This window comes from Pseudomonas putida, assembly GCF_002025705.1.
Classification (GTDB): Bacteria; Pseudomonadota; Gammaproteobacteria; order Pseudomonadales; family Pseudomonadaceae; genus Aquipseudomonas; species Aquipseudomonas putida_J.
Window position 1 is genome coordinate 4,769,826 of the sequence record NZ_CP018846.1, and the last position, 19,432, is coordinate 4,789,257.

General features: G+C 63.3%; 16 protein-coding genes. 12 read left to right on the plus strand and 4 right to left on the minus strand.

Going from position 1 to position 19,432, the window contains the following annotated elements; genetic code table 11:
• Window positions 1–8: 8 nt before the first annotated feature.
• Entirely contained in the window at window positions 9–383 is a 375-nt protein-coding gene (locus BUQ73_RS21680; protein ID WP_079229621.1) for a carboxymuconolactone decarboxylase family protein, read from the plus strand.
• Window positions 384–490: 107 nt separating this feature from the next.
• Here BUQ73_RS21680 and BUQ73_RS21685 read toward each other — a convergent pair whose 3' ends face one another.
• The 4 genes from BUQ73_RS21685 to BUQ73_RS21700 all read right to left on the minus strand — a co-directional run bounded on the left by BUQ73_RS21685 (window position 491) and on the right by BUQ73_RS21700 (window position 4,874).
• Window positions 491–1,849, minus strand: a complete 1,359-nt coding sequence (locus BUQ73_RS21685; RefSeq protein ID WP_079229622.1) for an amino acid permease — start codon at window positions 1,847–1,849, stop codon at window positions 491–493.
• Between the two features lie 57 nt (window positions 1,850–1,906).
• Entirely contained in the window at window positions 1,907–2,848 is a 942-nt protein-coding gene (locus BUQ73_RS21690; RefSeq protein WP_027920239.1) for an AEC family transporter, read from the minus strand.
• A 209-nt stretch (window positions 2,849–3,057) separates the two neighbouring features.
• Complete coding sequence (locus BUQ73_RS21695; RefSeq protein WP_079229623.1) at window positions 3,058–3,618, minus strand: response regulator transcription factor; 561 nt, start codon at window positions 3,616–3,618, stop codon at window positions 3,058–3,060.
• Window positions 3,618–4,874: an ATP-binding protein gene (locus tag BUQ73_RS21700; RefSeq protein WP_027920241.1), complete on the minus strand. Its 1,257-nt coding sequence runs from the start codon at window positions 4,872–4,874 to the stop codon at window positions 3,618–3,620. The genes BUQ73_RS21695 and BUQ73_RS21700 overlap by 1 nt, the downstream gene beginning before the upstream one ends.
• A 202-nt stretch (window positions 4,875–5,076) precedes the next feature.
• Between BUQ73_RS21700 and BUQ73_RS21705 the strand changes: the two genes are divergently transcribed.
• From BUQ73_RS21705 to BUQ73_RS21755, 11 genes are all read left to right on the plus strand, one after another.
• The gene (locus BUQ73_RS21705) at window positions 5,077–5,793 is read left to right on the plus strand and encodes an SIMPL domain-containing protein (protein WP_079229624.1); all 717 of its coding nucleotides are present in this window, start codon (window positions 5,077–5,079) and stop codon (window positions 5,791–5,793) included.
• 385 nt (window positions 5,794–6,178) lie between these two features.
• Window positions 6,179–7,804, plus strand: a complete 1,626-nt coding sequence (locus tag BUQ73_RS21710; RefSeq protein ID WP_079229625.1) for an ABC transporter substrate-binding protein — start codon at window positions 6,179–6,181, stop codon at window positions 7,802–7,804.
• A 153-nt stretch (window positions 7,805–7,957) separates the two neighbouring features.
• A complete protein-coding gene (locus BUQ73_RS21715; protein WP_079229626.1) occupies window positions 7,958–9,550 on the plus strand; it encodes an ABC transporter substrate-binding protein in 1,593 nt (530 codons plus the stop codon).
• A gap of 198 nt (window positions 9,551–9,748) precedes the next feature.
• A complete protein-coding gene (locus BUQ73_RS21720) occupies window positions 9,749–11,128 on the plus strand; it encodes an OprD family porin (protein WP_079229627.1) in 1,380 nt (459 codons plus the stop codon).
• Between the two features lie 73 nt (window positions 11,129–11,201).
• On the plus strand, window positions 11,202–12,797 hold the full coding sequence (locus BUQ73_RS21725) for an ABC transporter substrate-binding protein (protein WP_079229628.1): 1,596 nt from the start codon (window positions 11,202–11,204) through the stop codon (window positions 12,795–12,797).
• Between the two features lie 75 nt (window positions 12,798–12,872).
• Entirely contained in the window at window positions 12,873–13,883 is a 1,011-nt protein-coding gene (locus tag BUQ73_RS21730) for an ABC transporter permease subunit (RefSeq protein ID WP_027920247.1), read from the plus strand.
• Window positions 13,884–13,893: 10 nt separating this feature from the next.
• A complete protein-coding gene (locus BUQ73_RS21735; RefSeq protein ID WP_079229629.1) occupies window positions 13,894–14,820 on the plus strand; it encodes an ABC transporter permease subunit in 927 nt (308 codons plus the stop codon).
• A gap of 10 nt (window positions 14,821–14,830) precedes the next feature.
• Complete coding sequence (locus BUQ73_RS21740; RefSeq protein WP_079229630.1) at window positions 14,831–15,799, plus strand: ABC transporter ATP-binding protein; 969 nt, start codon at window positions 14,831–14,833, stop codon at window positions 15,797–15,799.
• Window positions 15,799–16,767, plus strand: coding sequence for a peptide ABC transporter ATP-binding protein (locus BUQ73_RS21745; RefSeq protein WP_027920250.1), 969 nt, complete (start codon window positions 15,799–15,801; stop codon window positions 16,765–16,767). The genes BUQ73_RS21740 and BUQ73_RS21745 overlap by 1 nt, the downstream gene beginning before the upstream one ends.
• Window positions 16,768–17,139: 372 nt before the next feature.
• Window positions 17,140–17,949, plus strand: coding sequence for an AraC family transcriptional regulator (locus tag BUQ73_RS21750; protein WP_079229631.1), 810 nt, complete (start codon window positions 17,140–17,142; stop codon window positions 17,947–17,949).
• Between the two features lie 64 nt (window positions 17,950–18,013).
• Window positions 18,014–19,420: an NAD(P)/FAD-dependent oxidoreductase gene (locus tag BUQ73_RS21755; protein ID WP_079229632.1), complete on the plus strand. Its 1,407-nt coding sequence runs from the start codon at window positions 18,014–18,016 to the stop codon at window positions 19,418–19,420.
• The last annotated feature ends 12 nt before the right edge of the window (window positions 19,421–19,432 follow it).

Genomic DNA, 19,432 nt, shown 5'->3' on the forward strand with positions numbered 1-19,432 from the left:
AAAACAACATGGCTGAGAGCAACAAGACCGGCGAACAGATTCGCCGCCAGGTGATGGGTGATGCCTTCGTCGACCGCGCCCTGGGCAATGCCACCGACTTTACCCAGCCGCTGCAGGACTTCGTCAACGAGCATGCCTGGGGCAGTGTCTGGGCGCGTGAAGGGCTGCCGCTGAAAACCCGCAGCCTTATTACCCTGGCCACGCTGACAGCACTCAAATGCCCACAGGAGCTGAAAGGGCATGTGCGTGGGGCATTGAACAATGGCTGTACGGTGGAGGAGATTCGCGAGGCGCTACTGCATTGCGCAGTCTATGCGGGAGTACCGGCGGCAATCGATGCTTTCAGGGCCGCACAGGAAGTGATCGACAGCTATCAGGCCTGATTCTGCCTTTACAGGCCCGGCCTCTTCGCGGGTAAACCCGCTCCCACAGGTACAGTGCAGAACCTGTGGGAGAGGGTTTACCCGCGAAGAGGCCGGGCCTGTCTTACTTATCGGGCCTGGCGAGCCTTCTTCAGCTTGAAGGCCACCCAAAGCACCGCAATCCACCCCGGAATCAGCATCACCGAGATGCGAATCGGCGGGGTCAGGTACATCACCACCAGAATCAGCACGATGAACGCCAGGCACAGGTAGTTGGTCAGCGGGTGCCCCCAGCTCTGGTAGAACGGGGTAATGCCCGCTGCCAGTTTGGCCTTGCGGAACTTCAGGTGGGTAATGCTGATGCTCGCCCAGTTGATCACCAGCGCCGACACCGCCAGCGCCATCAGCAGGCCGAACGCTTCACCGGGCATCAAGTAGTTGATCAGCACACACATACCGGTCGCAAATGCCGAAACCCCCAGCGCCGTCAGTGGCACGCCGCTGCGGCTGACCTTGAGCAGCTGACGCGGTGCATCACCTTGGCTGGCCAGGCCGAACAGCATGCGGCTGTTGGCATAAACGCAGCTGTTGTACACCGACAGCGCAGCGGTCAGCACCACGATATTGAGGATGGTCGCCACCAGGTCACTGTCCAGTTCGTGGAAGATCATCACGAACGGGCTACCGCCCTGCACTACTTTCTGCCAGGGGTACAGCGACAGCAGCACGGCCAGGGCGCCGATGTAGAAGATCAGGATGCGGTAGACCACCTGGTTGGTCGCCTTGGGGATGCTCTGGCGTGGGTTGTCGGCCTCGGCGGCGGTGATACCGACCAGCTCCAGGCCACCGAACGAGAACATGATCACCGCCAGCGCCATCACCAGCCCGGTCACGCCATTGGGGAAGAATCCGCCGTATTGCCACAGGTTGGCCACGCTGGCGTCCGGGCCACCGTGGCCGCTGGCCAGCAGCCAGGCACCGAAGCCGATCATGCTGACGATGGCCACCACCTTGACCAGGGCGAACCAGAACTCCATCTCGCCGTAGACCCTCACCTGGGTCAGGTTGATCAGGTTGATCGCCACGAAGAAGATCGCCGCGGTGGCCCAGGTCGGAAACTCTGGCCACCAGTACTGCACGTAGATACCCACGGCGGTGAGCTCGGCCATGCCGACCAGCACGTACACCACCCAGTAGTTCCAGCCGGAGACGAACCCGGCGAACTCGCTCCAGTATTGGTGGGCGAAGTGGCTGAAGCTGCCGGCGACCGGCTCCTCGACCACCATCTCACCCAATTGGCGCATGATGAAGAAGGCCATCAGGCCGGCGATGGCGTAGCCCAGCAAAACGGAGGGGCCGGCCAGCTGGATGGTCTGGGCGATGCCCAGAAACAGCCCGGTGCCAACAGCACCACCCAGCGCGATCAGCTGGATATGGCGATTCTTCAGCCCGCGCTTCAACTGCTCGGGCGTGCTCTGGTCTTGCATGAAGTGTCCTTTGGCTCAGTGAGGCAGTGTTGTTGCTGTTGTTTTGCAGTCAAGGATCTAGATCCATCCGCCCCACTGCAAGATGAAAATACCAATATTGGTGGTGATCGCAGCCATTAGCGTGGTGATCACGATGATCGACGCCGCCAATTCATGGTTGCCGTTGGCTGCACGAGCCATGACATAACTGGCTGCCGCCGTCGGGCTGCCGATGTACAGGAACAGGATGCCCAGTTCGGCACCACGGAAGCCGCACAGCCAGGCACCCAGCGTACCGATCAGCGGCAGCCAGACCATCTTCACCAGGCTGGCATCGACGGCCAGCTTGCCACTGTCGCGCAGCGCCGCCAGTGACAGGGTGCCACCAATGCAGATCAGCGCCAGCGGCAGGGTCATCTGCGCCAGGTAGTCGCCCGAGGTCAGCAGCCAGTTGGGCAGCGGTACCTGGCCGTAGGCCATCGGCGTGGCCACCAGCACACTGATGATCAGTGGGTTGCTGAAGATGCTCTTGCAGATGCTCCAAGGGTCGGACTTCAGGTCTGGGCTGTACACCGCCAGCACCACCGACGACAGCGAGTTGTACATGAGGATCACAAGGCCCGCGAGCACCGCCCCCAGGGAGATGCCGTAATCGCCATAGAGGCTGGCGGCCAGGGCCAGGCCAATCACGCCGTTGTTGCCGCGAAACGCACCCTGGGTGTAGATGCCGCGGTCGGCAAGCGGGCTGCGCCAGATGGCCATGCCCCAGGAGACCGCGAAACCGACCAGGGTGGCGGCGACGAAGTAGAGGATGACCTTGGGCTGCACCGCTGTGGCCAGGTCGGCATGGTAGATGCCGAGGAACAGCAACGCGGGCATGCAGACGTTGAACACCAGCTGCGAGGCGACGCGGTTGAAGTTGTCGTCGATCAGGTGGATGCGTTTGAGCAGCACGCCCATGAACAGCATGGCGAAGACGGGCGCCGTGATGTTCAGCGTCTGGATGAGAAGGGCGAGCATGCGCAAGCGGTCCTGATGGGAGTTGCCGTTAGGCGGCTAATGATACGCCAACGCGTCAGGAAATGCGGGGATCGAGCAGGACTTTAAACAAGTTTCTGCCTGCGCCGGCCCTTTCGCGGGCAAGCCCGCTCCCACAGGAATCTGCGATGGCCCGAGGGCAGTGCATAACCTGTGGGAGCGGGCTTGCCCGCGAAGAAGCAGCCGCCGGGTCAGCGGCGGACGGGACGCTTCTGCAATTTGCGTTGCAAGGTCCGGCGGTGCATGCCCAGCGCCCGCGCGGTGGCGGAGATGTTGCCCTCGTGCTCGTTCAGCACACGCTGGATGTGTTCCCACTGCAGGCGGTCCACCGACATCGGGTTTTCCGGCACCAGGGAATCCAGGTCGGCATGCTCCGAGAGCAGCGCCGCCAGCACGTCGTCGGCGTCAGCCGGCTTGCACAGGTAGTTGCAGGCGCCACGCTTGACCGCCTCGACGGCGGTCGCGATGCTCGAGTAACCGGTCAGGATCACCACGCGCATCTCTGGGTCCAGCTCCAGCAGCTTGGGCAGCAGCACCAGGCCCGAGTCACCTTCCATCTTCAGGTCCAGCGTGGCGTAGTCCGGCAGGTCCTGCTGGGCCAGGATCAGGCCTTCTTCGGCGGAGCCGGCAGTGCTCACGCGGAAACCACGGCGGCTCATGGCACGGGCCATGACCCGGGTAAAGGTGGCGTCATCGTCCACCAGCAGCAGGTGCGGCAGCTCTTCGCCTTCGACCTGGTTTTCTTCGCTCATCATTCATCTCCTCGCTTGCCATGGGGCAGGCGCAATTCGGTCAGGGTGCCACCCTGTTCATGACTATAGAGTTTCACCGAACCGCCCGCACGGGTCACGCTGGCTTTGCTCAAGAACAGGCCCAGGCCGAAGCCTTTGCCTTTGGTAGTAATGAAGGGTTTGCCGATCGCTTCGGCGATGGCCGGCGGCACCCCGGGGCCATGGTCGCGGATACTGATCAGAATATCCTGGGCGTCCCAGTCAAGGGTCACCTGCAGGTCATCGGGGCAGGCATCGGCTGCATTGTTCAGCAGGTTCAGCAGCGCCTGGGTCAGGTCCGGTGGCGGCGTCAGGCGCGGCACCTGGCCATCGCGCAGGCGCTGGAAGCGGTAGCTGGCCTCCGGGCGCATCAGGTGCCAGCGGTTCAGCGCCTCGTCGAGCCAGGCGGTGACGTCCTGTTCGACCACTGCCAGGCGGCGGTTGGCCTCGGCGGCGCGCACCAGCTGCTGCAGGGTTTCCTTGCACAGCTTGACCTGGTCCTGAAGGATCTGCAGGTCTTCCTGCAGCAGCGGGTCGGTGTGGTCCTGGCGCATTTCGTTGAGCAGCACGCTCATGGTCGCCAAGGGTGTGCCCAGTTCGTGAGCCGCGCCAGCGGCCTGGGTGGCCACGGCCAGCAGTTGCTCATCACGCAGGCTTTCTTCGCGGCGCTCGGAGCGCAGCTGCTCCTGGCGACGTAGCTCTTCGGCCATGCGTGCGGCGAAGAAGGTGATCACTGCGGCAGCCAGGGCGATACTCAGCCACATGCCGTAGACCTGCATCTTGTCCCGCGCCATCGGCAGCCCTTCGAGCGGGTAGAACTGCACCAGCAGCAAGCTGTAGGCGGTCAGGGCGATACCCGAGAGGATCAGCGAATACAACCACGGCAAGGTCACTGCGGCGATTGCCAGCGGCACCAGGTAATAGGAAACGAACGGGTTGGTCGAGCCACCTGAGTAGTACAGCAAGGCGCTGTGAATCAGCAGGTCGCAAGCCAGCTGCAAGGCATATTCGGTCTCGGTGACCGGCAGCGACAGGCGCAGGCGCAGGGCAGTGAACGCGCAAAGTAGCGACGATAAAGCCAGGGTCGCGGCCAGTGACAACCAAGGCAGCGGCAGCAGGTCAGTCCAGTAGGCGACGCCCACGGAGCCTGCCTGGGCGGCCAGGACCAGAACGCGAATGACGGTCAGGCGCCAGAGGTTCTGGCGTGTTGCGGACAACGGTTGTGCGGCGGCGAGCATGCGCTCTCCCGATGAGTGCTCCAGAAAAATCGGCTGGAGTATACCGAAGCCAGGCCCCCCGCTGCAGCGATGCGGCAAAGCGCCACACTTTGTCACAAGTTCATAGTGGCACTTTTGAACCCACTACACTGCTCCGGGTCTGATGGGCCATGCGTGGAATGGATGGCCAGACCCCACGCCCACTATTGCCAAGGAGTAACACATGCACATCCCACGTCGCGGCGCGGCCCTGATCCTGTCCTGCGGCCTGCTCGCCAGCCTGCCGGCGCTGGCAGCCGACGAGCCGCGCTACAACCAGGTATCGCTGCGCGCCGAAGTCAGCAAGGAAGTGGCACGCGACCTGATGGTCGTGACCCTCTACAGCGAAGCGCAGAATACCGACCCGGGCAAGCTCGCCAAGCAGATCACCGAAACCATGAACAAGGCCGTGCAGCAGGCACGCCAGGTCAAGGACGTGAAGATCAGCCAGGGCAGCCGCAACAGCTACCCGGTGTATGACAGCAAGGGCCAGAAGATCACCGGCTGGCGCGAGCGCGCCGAGCTGCGCCTGGAAGGTGCCGACTTCCCGGCCCTGTCCCAGCTCACCGCCGACCTGCTGCAGGACCTGAAAATGGGCGGCATGGACTTCTCCATTGCCCCGGCCACGCGCAAGGCCAGCGAGGATGAGCTGCTCAAGGATGCGGTAAATGCATTCAAGGCCCGTGCGCAGCTGGCCACCGAGGCGTTGGGGGGCAAGGGCTATAAAGTGGTCAGCCTGAACCTGAACAGCTCCGGGTACCCGCGCCCTTACCTGCGCAGCGCGCCAATGGCGATGAAAGCCATGGCGGCCGATGAGGCGGCACCGGCGCCGGATATCGAGGCGGGTACCAGTGAAGTCAGCATGAATGCTGATGGCCTGATCGAAGTGCAGATGCCCTAAAGATCGCTGGGGGCGCTTTTCGCCCCTTTCGCGACACAAGGCCGCTCCTACAGGAATACGCGGTCCCTTGTAGGAGCGGCCTTGTGTCGCGAAAGGGCTGCAAAGCAGCCCCTATTTACCAAAATCAGATATTTCCTACGCACTATAGAGGTGCATCCCACACACTCTCCTGCCCCGAAACATCCAGCAAAAAGCCATCATTTCGCCAACGCAAACGTTCAACTTCGCCGAAAGTTATACGAATGCGACATCCATGTACGCTCGTACTACTTTTCTGACGCCAACTATCCTTGTGCCTGTTGCATTGGGAATACCCCCTGCATAAGTATCCGCAGGTCGGCTCACGAGGCCACCTCAAACCAAAAATGACAACAATGAGGCCACCATGCTCAAACACGCAGTCATTCCGTTCCTGCTAGGTGCAGGTTTGCTCGCTGGCGCTCCGCTGGCCCACGCCGCGTCCAATCTGGTGTTCTGCTCCGAGGGCAGCCCGGCTGGCTTCGACCCGGGGCAATACACCACCGGAACCGACTTCGACGCCTCGGCCGAGACCGTGTTCAACCGCCTGACCCAGTTCGAACGCGGCGGTACCGCGGTCATCCCGGGCCTTGCGACCAAATGGGAAGTGACCGACGACGGCAAGACCTACACCTTCCACCTGCGCGAAGGGGTCAAGTTCCACACCACCGACTACTTCAAGCCGACCCGCGAATTCAACGCCGACGACGTGCTGTTCACCTTCGACCGCATGCTCGACAAGGACCACCCCTTCCGCAAGGCCTACCCCACCGAGTTCCCGTACTTCACCGACATGGGCATGGACAAGAACATTGCCAAGGTGGAGAAGCTTGACGAGCACACGGTGAAATTCACCCTGAATGAAGTGGACGCCGCCTTCATCCAGAACCTGGCCATGAGCTTCGCCTCTATCCAGTCCGCCGAATATGCCGACCAGTTGCTCAAGGACGGCAAGGCCGCCGATATCAACCAGAAGCCGATCGGTACCGGCCCGTTCGTGTTCAGCAAGTACCAGAAAGACGCGCAGATCCGCTTCAAGGGCAACAAGGACTACTGGAAGCCCGAGGACGTGAAGATCGACAACCTGATCTTCGCCATCACCACCGATGCCTCGGTGCGCATGCAGAAGCTGAAGAAGAACGAGTGCCAGGTCACCCTGTTCCCGCGCCCGGCCGACATCGAGCCGCTGAAGGCCGACAAGAACCTGCAGATGCCGCAGCAGGCCGGCTTCAACCTCGGCTACATCGCCTATAACGTGATGGACAAGATCAAGGGCAGCAACGAGCCCAACCCGATGGCCAAGCTTGAAGTGCGCCAGGCACTGGACATGGCCGTCGACAAGAAGAAGATCATCGAATCGGTCTACCAGGGCGCAGGGCAACTCGCCGTCAACGGCATGCCGCCGACCCAGTGGTCCTACGACACCAGCATCAAGGACGCGCCGTACGACCCGGAAAAAGCCAAGCAGCTGCTCAAGCAAGCCGGCATCAAGGAAGGCACCGAGATCACCCTGTGGGCCATGCCCGTGCAGCGCCCGTACAACCCCAACGCCAAGCTGATGGCCGAGATGCTGCAATCGGACTGGGCGAAGATCGGCATCAAGGCCAAGATCGTCAGTTACGAATGGGGCGAGTACATCAAGCGCTCCAAGGGCGGCGAACAAGGCGCCATGCTGATCGGCTGGAGCGGCGACAACGGTGACCCGGACAACTGGCTGGGCACCCTCTACGGCTGCGATGCCGTCGACGGCAACAACTTCTCCAAGTGGTGCTACAAGCCTTACGACGACCTGATCAAGCAGGCCAAGGCCACCTCCGACCAGGCCAAACGCACCGAGCTGTACCAGAAGGCCCAGCACATCCTCAAGGAGCAGGTGCCGATCACCCCGATCGCCCACTCCACGGTGTACCAGCCGATGAGTGCCAAAGTGAAGGACTTCAAGATCAGCCCGTTTGCGTTGAACGCGTTCTACGGCGTCAGCGTGGACAAATAGGCCAGGTCCCGGCACCCGCCAATCGGCGGCGGGTGCCACCTCACCACCTCCAAGCATCTCGAGCCCACTCCGACGCTACCCGCGACGGAGTCGGCAAACTGTTGACGCCATTCGTACCCCGAGGCGGCGTAAACAGCCGAAAAAGGAACCACCATGCGCCACGTCACCGCCCTTTCGACCCTGCTCGCCCTCGGCCTGCTGAGCCAGGCCCCTGCCCTTCAGGCCAAGAACCTGGTGTTCTGTTCCGAAGGCAGCCCGGCCGGTTTCGACACCGCCCAGTACACCAGCGCCACCGACAACGACGCCGCCGAGCCGATCTACAACCGCCTGGTGGAGTTCGAACGTGGCGGCACGGCAGTACACCCGGCGCTGGCGACAAAATGGGAAGTCTCCGACGATGGCCTGCGTTACACCTTCCACCTGCGCGAAGGCGTGAAGTTCCACGCCAACAAGGCCTTCACACCCAGCCGTGATTTCAACGCCGACGACGTGCTGTTCACCTTCAACCGCATGCTCGACAAGGACCAGCCCTTCCGTAAGGCCTATCCCACCGAATTCCCCTATTTCGTCAGCATGGGGCTGGACAAGAACATCGCCCAGGTCGAAAAGACCGGGCCGCTGACCGTGGTCTTCACCCTGAACAAGGTGGATGCCGCCTTCATCCAGAACCTGGCAATGAGCTTCGCCGCGATCCTGTCAGCCGAGTACGCCGAGCAGCTGCTGGCCAACGGGCGCCCCAGCGACATCAACCAGCAGCCGATCGGCACCGGGCCGTTCGTGTTCCAGCGCTACCAGAAGGATTCGCAGATCCGCTTCAAGGGCAACAAGGCGTACTGGGCACCGGAAGAAGTGAAGATCGACAATCTGGTGTTCTCGATCAACACCGACCCGTCGGTGCGCATCCAGAAGCTGCGCCGCAACGAATGCCAGGTCACCTTGCACCCGCGCCCGGCCGACCTGCCGGCGCTCAAGGCCGACGGCAAACTGCAGGTCATGCAACAGCCGGGCTTCAACCTTGGCTATATCGCCTACAACACCCAGCACCCACCGTTTGATCGCCTGGAAGTGCGCCAGGCCATGGACATGGCCGTGAACAAGCAGGCAATCCTCCAGGCGGTGTTCCAGGACTCCGGCCAGCTGGCGGTCAACGCCATGCCGCCGACCCAGTGGTCTTATGACAACAGCCTCAAGGACGCGCCCTTCGACCCGGAAAAGGCCAGGCAACTGCTGCAGCAGGCCGGGGTCAAGCCAGGCACCGAGATCACCCTGTGGGCCATGCCCGTGCAGCGCCCGTACAACCCCAATGCCAAGCTGATGGCCGAGATGCTGCAGGCCGACTGGAACAAGCTCGGCTTCAAGGTGCGCATCGTCAGCTACGAATGGGGCGAGTACCTCAAACGCATGAAGAGCGGCGAGCACGACATTGCCCTGATCGGCTGGACTGGCGACAACGGCGACCCGGACAACTGGCTCGGCACCCTCTACAGCTGCGACGCCATCGGCAGCAACAACTACTCGCTGTGGTGCGACCCGCAGTACGACAGCCTGGTCAAGCAGGCCAAGCAGGTCACTGATCGCGAGCAGCGCACGGCCTTGTACCAGCAAGCCCAGCAGCGCCTGAAACAGCAGGTGCCGATCACCCCGGTGGCGCACTCCACCGTCAACCAGCCGCTGAGCATCAAGGTGGCCGATTTCAAGGTAAGCCCGTTCGGGCGCAATGACTTTTCCGGTGTGAGTGTTGATTAGGCGATAGCCCATTCCCACAGGACCACAACAGGTTCACGCAACCTGTGGGAGCCGGCTTGCCGGCGAAAAGGCCAGCACCGCCAACACGACTCCCCCAATTTTGCCCGGCAACCCCGGGCAACCCTGGCAACACCGCAGCAAGCAACCCGGCTCACAAGGCCAGGCAATAACTAAAAGAACAGAAAGGGAGCTTTAACCTTGAGACTATTCACCTTGACCGCTTTGGCCTTATCCATCGGCACCTTTTGCGCCGAGGCCCAGGCCGATACCCAGAGCCAGGACTACGTCCCGTTCAGCCTGAAATCCACCAGTGAACAGGACGAAGCCAAGGGCTTCATCGACGGCCAGAGCCTGTCCGGCAGCACCCGCAACTGGTACGCACACGAACGCGCCACCCGCGCACCACTGTGGAAGTACTACAAGAGCGACGGCAGCCGCCACGACACCCACAGCCGCGACAACTGGGTGCAGGGCAGCATCCTCAACTACAGCTCAGGCTTTACCCAGGGCACTGTCGGCTTTGCTGTCGAGGCCGCCGGCTACAACGCCATCGCCCTGGAACAGGGCCGTGCCGCGATCGCCGGGCCGAACAACCGGACGCTCACCCATAGCGACGGCGACCCGGTCGGCCAGTGGAGCAAGATGGGGCTGGGCAACGTCAAGGCGCGCATGTCCAACACCACCCTCACCGTCGGCCGCCAGTCGGTGGACACCCCGATGATCGCCTACATCGGCAACCGTGCGTTGCCATCGAGCTTCCAGGGCGCATTCCTGCACAGTGCCGAGTTCGACAACCTGTCGATCGACCTGGGCACCTTCGACCGCGTTTCGCCACGTACCGAACAGAGCCTGAGCAAGTTCCGCAGCGAATACAGCGCCACTGGCGTCGAGACCGACCGCGCCAGCACCGCCGGGGTCAACTACCAGCCGTTCAAGAGCCTGAGCACCAGCCTGTACGCCACCAAGGTCGACGACTTCTGGAACCAGTACTACTTCGGCGCCAACCACGTGCTCGGCGACAACGCCGTGCTCGCCCTGAACACCGGCCTGAACTACTACAAGACCGTGGACACCGGCAGCAAGAAGATGGGCGAGATCGACAACGACACCTACAGCCTGTCGCTCGGCCTGACTCATCAGGCGCACACCCTCACCGCGTCGTGGCAGCAGGTCAACGGCAACGAATACTTCGACTACCTGCACGAAACCAACGGCATCTACCTGGCCAACTCGCTGCTCTCGGACTTCAACGGCCCCAACGAGAAATCCCTGCAGATTTCCTACGTGCTGAACATGGCGCCGTACGGCGTGCCGGGCCTGAAGTTCAACCTCTACAACGCCCGCGGCTGGGGCATCGACGGTACCCACTACCGTGGCACCGCCTACGACGTCAAAGGCCTGGACGGCGAGACCCACTACGAGTGGGGCATCGGCACCAGCTATGCCGTGCAGAGCGGGCCGCTGAAAGACACCAGCATCCGCGCCACCTACACCGCGCACCGCGCCAGCAAGGCCCAGGCCGATGGCAGCCTGGACGAGTTCCGCGTGGTCACCACCATTCCATTCAACATTCTCTGACCGCTGGCGCCACGGCCCGCTTCAACCCGGGCCGTGGCGGCTACGCTGGAATCAATGCAAGCAGGGAGTTTCCATGACATCGCTACCGCTCCGCGCTGCCTTGGCAGCGGTCATCCTCGGCGCCGCCGGCAACCTTGCGGCCAAGCCGCTGGTTGTGTGCACCGAAGCCAGCCCGGAAGGCTTCGACATCGTCCAGTACACCACTGCCGTCACCGCCGACGCCTCGGCCGAGACGGTGTTCAACCGCCTGGTCGACTTCAAGCCCGGCACCACCGACATCCAGCCGGCCCTGGCCGAGCGCTGGGACATTTCGCCCGATGGCCTGGCCTACACCTTTCACTTGCGCCAAGGGGTGAAGTTCCACACCACCGACTATTTCAAGCCGACCCGCGACTTCAACGCCGACGATGTGCTGTGGAGCCTGAATCGCCAGCTCGACCCAAACCACCCGTGGCACGACAAGACCAGCGTGGGTTACCCGTACTTCGAAAGCATGGCTTTCAAGGACCTGCTCAAATCGGTGACCAAGACCGATGACCACACCGTGGTGATCACTCTCACCCGCCCCGAAGCGCCGTTCCTTCGCGACATGGCCATGGCGTTCACCTCGATCTACTCTGCCGAATACGGCGACCAGTTGCTCAAGGCCGGCAAGACCGGCGACCTCAACAGCAAACCGATCGGTACCGGCGCATTCATCTTCCAGCGCTACAACAAGGATGCCCAGGTCCGCTTCAAGGCCAACCCTGACTACTTCCGCGGCAAGCCACCCGCCGACACGCTGGTGTTCGCCATCGCCACCGACAGCAACGTGCGACTGCAAAAGCTGCGCGCCAACGAATGCCAGGTCGCGCTGTACCCCAAGCCGGATGACGTGCCCTCGATCAAGACCGACCCCAGGTTGAAAGTCGCCGAGATCGAAGCCTTGGTCACCGGTTACATAGCAATGAACACCGAGCACAAGTACCTGAGCGACGTTCGCGTGCGCAAAGCCATCAACATGGCCTTCGACCGCCAGACCCATGTCGACCAGCTGTTCGGCAAAGGCAACGCGCTGGTCGGCGTGAACCCCTACCCGCCGACCATGATCGGCTACAACACCGAGAACAGAAACCCACCCCGCGACCTGGTCAAGGCCCGCGAACTGCTCAAGGAAGCCGGCGTACCGGAAGGTACGGTGATCACCCTGTTCACCCGCAACGGCGGCGGCGCGACCAACCCCAATCCACGCCTGTCCGCCGAAATGCTCCAGTCCGACCTCAAGCAGATCGGCCTGAAGCTGGATATCCGCGTGATGGAGTGGGCCGAAATGCTGCGCCGCGCCAAGAACGGCGAGGCCGACCTGGTGTCCACCGGCTGGGCCGGCGACAACGGCGACCCAGACAATTTCCTCAGCCCGCTGCTCAGTTGCGATGCCGCAAAAACCGGCGAGAACTATGCACGCTGGTGCAACCCTAACTTCCAGGAGCTGATCACCCGCGCCCGCGAAGTGATCGACAACGACGAACGCGCCAGGCTCTATGCCGAGGCTTTGAAGGTGTACGATGACGATCAACCCTGGATCAGCATGGCCCATCCGAAGATGTTCACTGCCATGCGTGACAACGTGGAGGGCTACGTGATCAACCCTCTGACCAACAACAACTTCGCCACCACCAAGGTGAAGTAGAACAACAACGATCGCCGGGACCCCACACGGGCACCGGCGGCACTGCCCTGACCGGCTGATGAGGTAACCCCGACAATGTTGAGTTTTATTGCCCGGCGCCTGGGCCTGCTGATACCGACCTTCTTCGGTATCACCTTGCTGACCTTCGCGCTCATACGCCTGATCCCCGGCGACCCGGTGGAAGTGATGATGGGCGAGCGCAGGGTCGACCCCGAAATGCACGCCCAGGCCATGGAGCGCCTGGGCCTGAACAAGCCACTGCCAGTCCAGTACCTGGACTACGTCGGCAAGCTGGCCCACGGTGACCTCGGTGAATCGCTGCGCACCCGCGAGAGCGTGTGGACCGAGTTCCTCACCCTGTTCCCCGCCACCCTGGAGCTGGCCCTCGCCGCCTTGCTGTTCGCTGGCGTCGTCGGCCTGCTGGCCGGGGTGATCGCCGCGCTCAAGCGCGGTTCGCTGTTCGACCACGGGGTGATGGGCATATCCCTGGCCGGCTACTCCATGCCGATCTTCTGGTGGGGCCTGATCCTGATCATGTTCTTCTCGGTCAGCCTGGGCTGGACCCCAGTGTCCGGCCGCATCGACCTGCTGTATGACATCGAGCCGAAAACCGGTTTCATGCTCATCGACACCCTGCTCAGCGACGAGGAAGGCGCGTTCAAGGACGCGGTGATGCACCTGATCCTGCCGGCCATCGTGCTCGGCACCATCCCGCTGGCGGTGATCGCCCGCATGACCCGTTCGTCGATGCTCGAAGTGCTGCGCGAGGACTACATCCGTACCGCCCGCGCCAAGGGCTTGTCGCCGGCCCGCGTGGTATTCGTGCATGGCCTGCGCAACGCGCTGATCCCGGTGCTGACGGTGTTCGGCCTGCAGGTCGGCACACTGCTGGCCGGCGCCGTGCTGACCGAAACCATCTTCTCCTGGCCGGGCATCGGCAAATGGCTGATCGAAGCCATCGGCGCCCGTGACTACCCCGTGGTCCAGAACGGCATCCTGTTGATCGCCTGCCTGGTGATCCTGGTCAACTTCGTCGTGGATATCCTCTACGGCCTGGCCAACCCACGCATCCGTCATCAGCGCTGAGGCCTTCGCCATGACTAGCCCGATTCCGAAATCCGTCGCACCGGCCAACCCGGTGGACCAGAGCCTGCTCTACCCGTCACCGTACAAAGAATTCTGGCACGCCTTCTCGCGCAACAAGGGCGCGGTAATGGGCCTGGCCTTCATGTGCCTGGTGGTGTTCTGCGCGTTGTTCGCGCCCTGGGTCGCCCCGCATGACCCGAGCGAGCAATACCGCGACTTTCTGCTGACCCCGCCGGTGTGGCTCGAAGGTGGCAACTGGCAGTTCATTCTCGGCACCGACGAGCTCGGCCGCGACCTGCTGTCGCGCTTGATCCAGGGCGCGCGGTTGTCGCTGCTGATCGGCCTGTCGTCGGTGGTGATGTCGCTGATCCCGGGGGTCCTGCTGGGCCTGCTGGCCGGCTTCTTCCCACAACTGCTCGGCCCCTCGATCATGCGCCTGATGGACGTGATGCTGGCCCTGCCGTCACTGCTGCTGGCCGTGGCCATCGTCGCCATTCTCGGCCCTGGCCTGATCAACACCGTGATCGCCATCGCCATCGTCTCCTTGCCGTCCTACGTGCGCCTGACCCGCGCCGCGGTGATGGGCGAGCTGAACCGCGACTACGTCACCGCCGCACGCCTGGCCGGTGCCGGGCTGCCACGGCTGATGTTCGTCACCGTGCTGCCCAACTGCATGGCGCCGCTGATCGTGCAGGCAACCTTGAGCTTCTCCTCGGCGATTCTCGACGCCGCCGCCCTGGGCTTTCTCGGCCTTGGCGTGCAACCACCAACCCCCGAGTGGGGCACCATGCTGGCCTCGGCCCGTGACTACATCGAGCGCGCCTGGTGGGTGGTGAGCCTGCCCGGCCTGACCATTCTGCTCAGTGTGCTGGCAATCAACCTGATGGGCGACGGCCTGCGCGATGCGCTGGACCCGAAACTCAAGAACGCCGCCTGAGGAGAACGCCATGTCACTGTTGCAGATCAACAACCTGAACGTGCGCTTCGGCGACGCCAACGCAGTCCCCGTGGTCGACGGCCTGGACCTGGCGGTAGATGCCGGCGAGATCCTGGCCATCGTGGGCGAATCCGGTTCGGGCAAATCCGTCACCATGATGGCCCTGATGGGCCTGATCGACGCCCCCGGGCGCATCACCGCCGACTCGCTCACCTTCGACGGCACCGACATGCTCAAGCTCAGCGGCCGCCAACGGCGCAAGGTGGTGGGCAAGGACATCGCCATGGTCTTCCAGGACCCGATGACCGCGCTCAACCCCAGCTACACCGTGGGCTACCAGATCGAGGAAGTGCTGCGCCAGCATCTGGGCCTGAAGGGCAAGGCCGCACGCCAGCGTGCCCTGGAGCTGCTGAAAAAAGTCGAAATCCCGGCTGCGGAAAGCCGCCTGGACGCCTACCCGCACCAGCTGTCCGGCGGCATGAGCCAGCGCGTGGCGATCGCCATGGCCATCGCTGGCGAACCCAAGCTGCTGATCGCCGACGAACCGACCACCGCCCTGGACGTGACCATCCAGGCGCAGATCATGGAGCTGCTGGTCAACCTGCAGAAGGAGCGCAACATGGCGCTCATCCTGATCACCCATGACCTGGCCGTGGTCGCCGAAACCGCCAGGCGCGTGTGCGTGATGTATGCCGGCCAGGCCGTGGAAGTCGGCCAGGTACCGGAGCTGTTCGACGTGCCGGCGCACCCTTACAGCGAGGCGCTGCTGGCGGCGATCCCCGAGCACAGCATCGGTGCCGAACGCCTGGCTACCCTGCCCGGTATCGTCCCCGGCCGCTACGACCGCCCCGACGGCTGCCTGCTGTCGCCGCGCTGCCCATACGTGCAGGACAACTGCCGGCACCAGCGCCCGCCCCTCGACCCGCAGGCACACAGCCTGGTGCGTTGCTTCTATCCGCTGAACCAGGAGGTGGCGTGATGGCCGTCGTTCTCACTGCCCGGGAGCTGACCCGGCATTACGAAGTCTCCCGCGGGCTGTTCAAGGGCCACGCCCTGGTGCGCGCGCTCAATGGCGTGTCGTTCGAGCTGGAGGCTGGCAAGACCCTGGCGGTGGTCGGTGAGTCCGGCTGTGGCAAGTCGACCCTGGCCCGCGCCCTGACGCTGATCGAAGAACCCTCCTCCGGCTCGCTGCAGATCGATGGCACCGAGGTGAAGGGCGCCAGCAAGTCCGAGCGCAAGCAACTGCGTCGCGATGTACAGATGGTGTTCCAGAGCCCCTACGCCTCGCTGAACCCACGGCAGAAGATTGGTGATCAGCTGGCCGAACCACTGCTGATCAACACCTCGCTGAGCAAGGCCGAACGGCGCGAGAAAGTGCAGAAGATGATGGAGCAGGTCGGCTTGCGCCCCGAGCATTACCAGCGCTACCCGCACATGTTCTCTGGCGGTCAGCGCCAGCGGATTGCCCTGGCTCGGGCGATGATGCTGCAACCGAAGGTACTGGTGGCGGATGAGCCGACTTCGGCGCTGGACGTGTCGATCCAGGCCCAGGTGCTGAACCTGTTCATGGACTTGCAGAAAGAGTTCAACACCGCCTACGTATTCATCTCGCACAACCTGGCGGTGGTGCGGCATGTGGCCGATCAGGTGCTGGTGATGTACCTGGGGCGGCCGGCGGAAATGGGGCCCAAGGAGGATATCTACGAGAAGCCGTTGCACCCGTACACCCAGGCGCTGCTGTCGGCGACACCGGCGATTCACCCAGACCCGCTGAAGCCGAAGATCCGCATTGCCGGGGAGCTGCCCAACCCGCTGAACCCACCCGATGGCTGCGCGTTCCACAAGCGCTGCCCGTATGCGACCGAGCGCTGTGCCAAGGAAGTGCCGGCGCTGCGGCAGGTGAGTACTCGGCAGGTGGCTTGCCACTATGCCGAGCAGTTTCTTTAGGCTTTAGATTGCCGGGGCTGCTTCGCAGCCCTTTCGCGACACAAGGCCGCTCCTACAGGAGACCGCGATTATCTGTAGGAGCGGCCTTGCGTCGCGAAAGGGCCGCACAGCGGCCCCAGGTTCTCAATGCATAAAGAACCAGATCAGGATGATCACAGGAATCGGTACCCCAATCATCCACAGCAGTATCGAGCGCATGGCCTTTCTCCTTGTTCGGTTGTAACAAGAGAAGTGCAGTCCCCATGCCAGTCGTATCAAAAAATTACATTCATATGAATCAACGGCTTACCACTCAAGCCGCTTGCCCGAACCGTGCAATATGCAGGATCCGCACCCTTGCGCCTGGGTGTTCTGCAATGCACTATCAGGCCCATGACCGCCATCACCCTTCCTGACGGCCCCGAGCAGACCCCGCTCACCGCCGACACCGTGCTGCGCTACCACCTGTGCTGGAAGCACCGCGACCTCGACGGCGTGATCGCGCTCTACCACCCCGACATCCAGTATCACGACTTCTTCCAGAACCGCGTGCTCGGCTACCTCGAGTTGCGCGATTACGTGCGCGCCTGCCTGCCCCATGAAGCCGGCGAAGACATCGTCCATAGCGACCGCATCCGCGTCGACGGTTGCACTGCCTTCATCCAGTACCAGGTCACGGTGCAAGGTGGCGACGGCCTGGTGGCGTTCCAGTCCAGCGAAGCGATCACCGTCAAGGACGGCCTGATCTGGCGGGTCAACGAATACGCCACTCTGGTGCGCCAGCACGGCAACGGCCTGGCCAGCAGCGGCCCACGCCCGGCCACTAGCCGCCTGGGCCTGTCGCCAAGGCAGCTGTCGACCATGGCCCAGGACCTGGAACACTACTTCCAGCGCCAACGCCCCTACCTCGACCCGGAGCTGGACCTGCAGCAGGTGGCCGACGCCAGCGGCTACAGCCGCAACCAGATCTCCTACCTGCTCAACCAGGTGCTTGGGCAAAGCTTCTATCGCTACGTCAACCAGGCGCGCCTGCAGCACCTGATGGCCAGCCTCGACGACGACAGCGTCGAGGCGCCGATCGACGATCTGGCGTTCAGCGCCGGTTTCAACTCGCTCTCGGCGTTCTACAAGTGCTTCCGCGAGCACACCGGCCTCACCCCCAAGGCCTATCTGAAGCAAATTTCCCTGCGTGCACGCACGTAAGACAGGCACTGGCCGACACCACTAGCATCGCCCACAGACCTTGACGGATGTGGAGCAAAACCCGATGCAACCCCTGCGCACGCTCAGCCTTTGGATGGACCAGCTCGACGAGCCGCTGTGCGCGCGCCCGGCCTTGCGCCAGGACCTCGAAGTCGATGTGTGCATCATCGGCGCCGGCTACACCGGCCTGTGGACCGCCTACTACCTCAAGCGCCAGGCGCCGCACCTGAACATCGCGGTGATCGAGGCCAACATCGCCGGTTTCGGCGCCTCGGGGCGCAATGGCGGCTGGCTGATGGGCAACCTGCTCGGCGAAGACCGCCTGCTCGCCACCTTGTCACCGCAGCAGCGCCGCGCCAGCATCGACCTGCTGCACGGCATCCCCGATGAAGTGCACAGCGTGCTGCAAAGCGAAGGTATCGACTGCGACTACCGCAAAGGCGGCGTGCTGTATTGCGCCGCACGATACCCGGAGCAGGAACGCAGCCTGCGTGCCTACCTCGATGACCTGTACCGCCAGGGCATGACCGAAGACGACTACCGCTGGCTGCGCCCTGAACAGCTGGACGCGCAACTGCGGGTCAGCAATGCCTACGGCGCCATCTACAGCCCGCACACCGCGACCATCCACCCGGCCAAGCTGGCTCGCGGCCTGGCCCGGGCGGTGGAAGCGCTGGGGGTGACGATCTACGAGAACACCCCGGCCATCGACTGGCAACCCGGTGAAGTCCGTTCGCCCTTGGCGCGCATCCGCTGCCAGTGGACGGTACCTGCTGTTGAAGGGTACGCCGCCAGCCTGCCGCCGCTGGGCAAGCACCAGCTGCCGGTGCAGAGCCTGCTGGTGGCTACCGAGCCATTACCCGAATCCACCTGGGAGCAGATCGGCCTCGCCCAGGGCCAGGCCTTCAGCGAAAGCAGCCGCCAGGTCACCTACGGCCAGCGCACCGCCGACAACCGCCTGGTGTTCGGCGCCCGGGGTGGCTACCGCTTCGGCGGGCGCCTGCGCGAAAACTTCAACCTCGACGAACACGAAATCGAGCTGCGTCGCTACCTGTTCAGCGAACTGTTCCCGCAGCTCAAGCACGTGCGCATCACGCACTCCTGGGGCGGCAACCTGGGTATGGCGCGGCGCTTCCGCCCGCACATGCTGTGCGACCGGCAGCGCGGCATCGCCCTGGCCGGCGGCTATGGCGGCGAAGGCGTTGGCGCGACCAACCTCGGTGGCCGGACCCTTGCAGCACTGATCCTCAACCAGCACAACGAACTGACCGCGCAACCTTGGGTACTCGACAACCGCCCGGTTTCGAGCCTGGCCAGTTGGCCGCCCGAGCCGTGCCGCTGGCTCGGCTACAACGCGATCATCCAGAGCTTCGTCCACGAGGACCGGACCCTCGCCAACCCCGCCAGCGCGCCTTGGAGGCGGCGCCTGGCCAGCTCACTTGCGGACTTCATGGAAGGCTTCATGCACTGACTTCCCTTTTAC

Coding starts and splice junctions, on each gene's coding strand:
- BUQ73_RS21690 (WP_027920239.1), bottom strand. CDS start 2,848: ATGCTCGCCCTTCTCATCCAGACGCTGAACATCACGGCGCCCGTCTTC.
- BUQ73_RS21695 (WP_079229623.1), bottom strand. CDS start 3,618: ATGAGCGAAGAAAACCAGGTCGAAGGCGAAGAGCTGCCGCACCTGCTG.
- BUQ73_RS21730 (WP_027920247.1), top strand. CDS start 12,873: ATGTTGAGTTTTATTGCCCGGCGCCTGGGCCTGCTGATACCGACCTTC.
- BUQ73_RS21750 (WP_079229631.1), top strand. CDS start 17,140: ATGACCGCCATCACCCTTCCTGACGGCCCCGAGCAGACCCCGCTCACC.
- BUQ73_RS21685 (WP_079229622.1), bottom strand. CDS start 1,849: ATGCAAGACCAGAGCACGCCCGAGCAGTTGAAGCGCGGGCTGAAGAAT.
- BUQ73_RS21745 (WP_027920250.1), top strand. CDS start 15,799: ATGGCCGTCGTTCTCACTGCCCGGGAGCTGACCCGGCATTACGAAGTC.
- BUQ73_RS21755 (WP_079229632.1), top strand. CDS start 18,014: ATGCAACCCCTGCGCACGCTCAGCCTTTGGATGGACCAGCTCGACGAG.
- BUQ73_RS21725 (WP_079229628.1), top strand. CDS start 11,202: ATGACATCGCTACCGCTCCGCGCTGCCTTGGCAGCGGTCATCCTCGGC.
- BUQ73_RS21740 (WP_079229630.1), top strand. CDS start 14,831: ATGTCACTGTTGCAGATCAACAACCTGAACGTGCGCTTCGGCGACGCC.
- BUQ73_RS21680 (WP_079229621.1), top strand. CDS start 9: ATGGCTGAGAGCAACAAGACCGGCGAACAGATTCGCCGCCAGGTGATG.
- BUQ73_RS21705 (WP_079229624.1), top strand. CDS start 5,077: ATGCACATCCCACGTCGCGGCGCGGCCCTGATCCTGTCCTGCGGCCTG.
- BUQ73_RS21710 (WP_079229625.1), top strand. CDS start 6,179: ATGCTCAAACACGCAGTCATTCCGTTCCTGCTAGGTGCAGGTTTGCTC.
- BUQ73_RS21700 (WP_027920241.1), bottom strand. CDS start 4,874: ATGCTCGCCGCCGCACAACCGTTGTCCGCAACACGCCAGAACCTCTGG.
- BUQ73_RS21735 (WP_079229629.1), top strand. CDS start 13,894: ATGACTAGCCCGATTCCGAAATCCGTCGCACCGGCCAACCCGGTGGAC.
- BUQ73_RS21715 (WP_079229626.1), top strand. CDS start 7,958: ATGCGCCACGTCACCGCCCTTTCGACCCTGCTCGCCCTCGGCCTGCTG.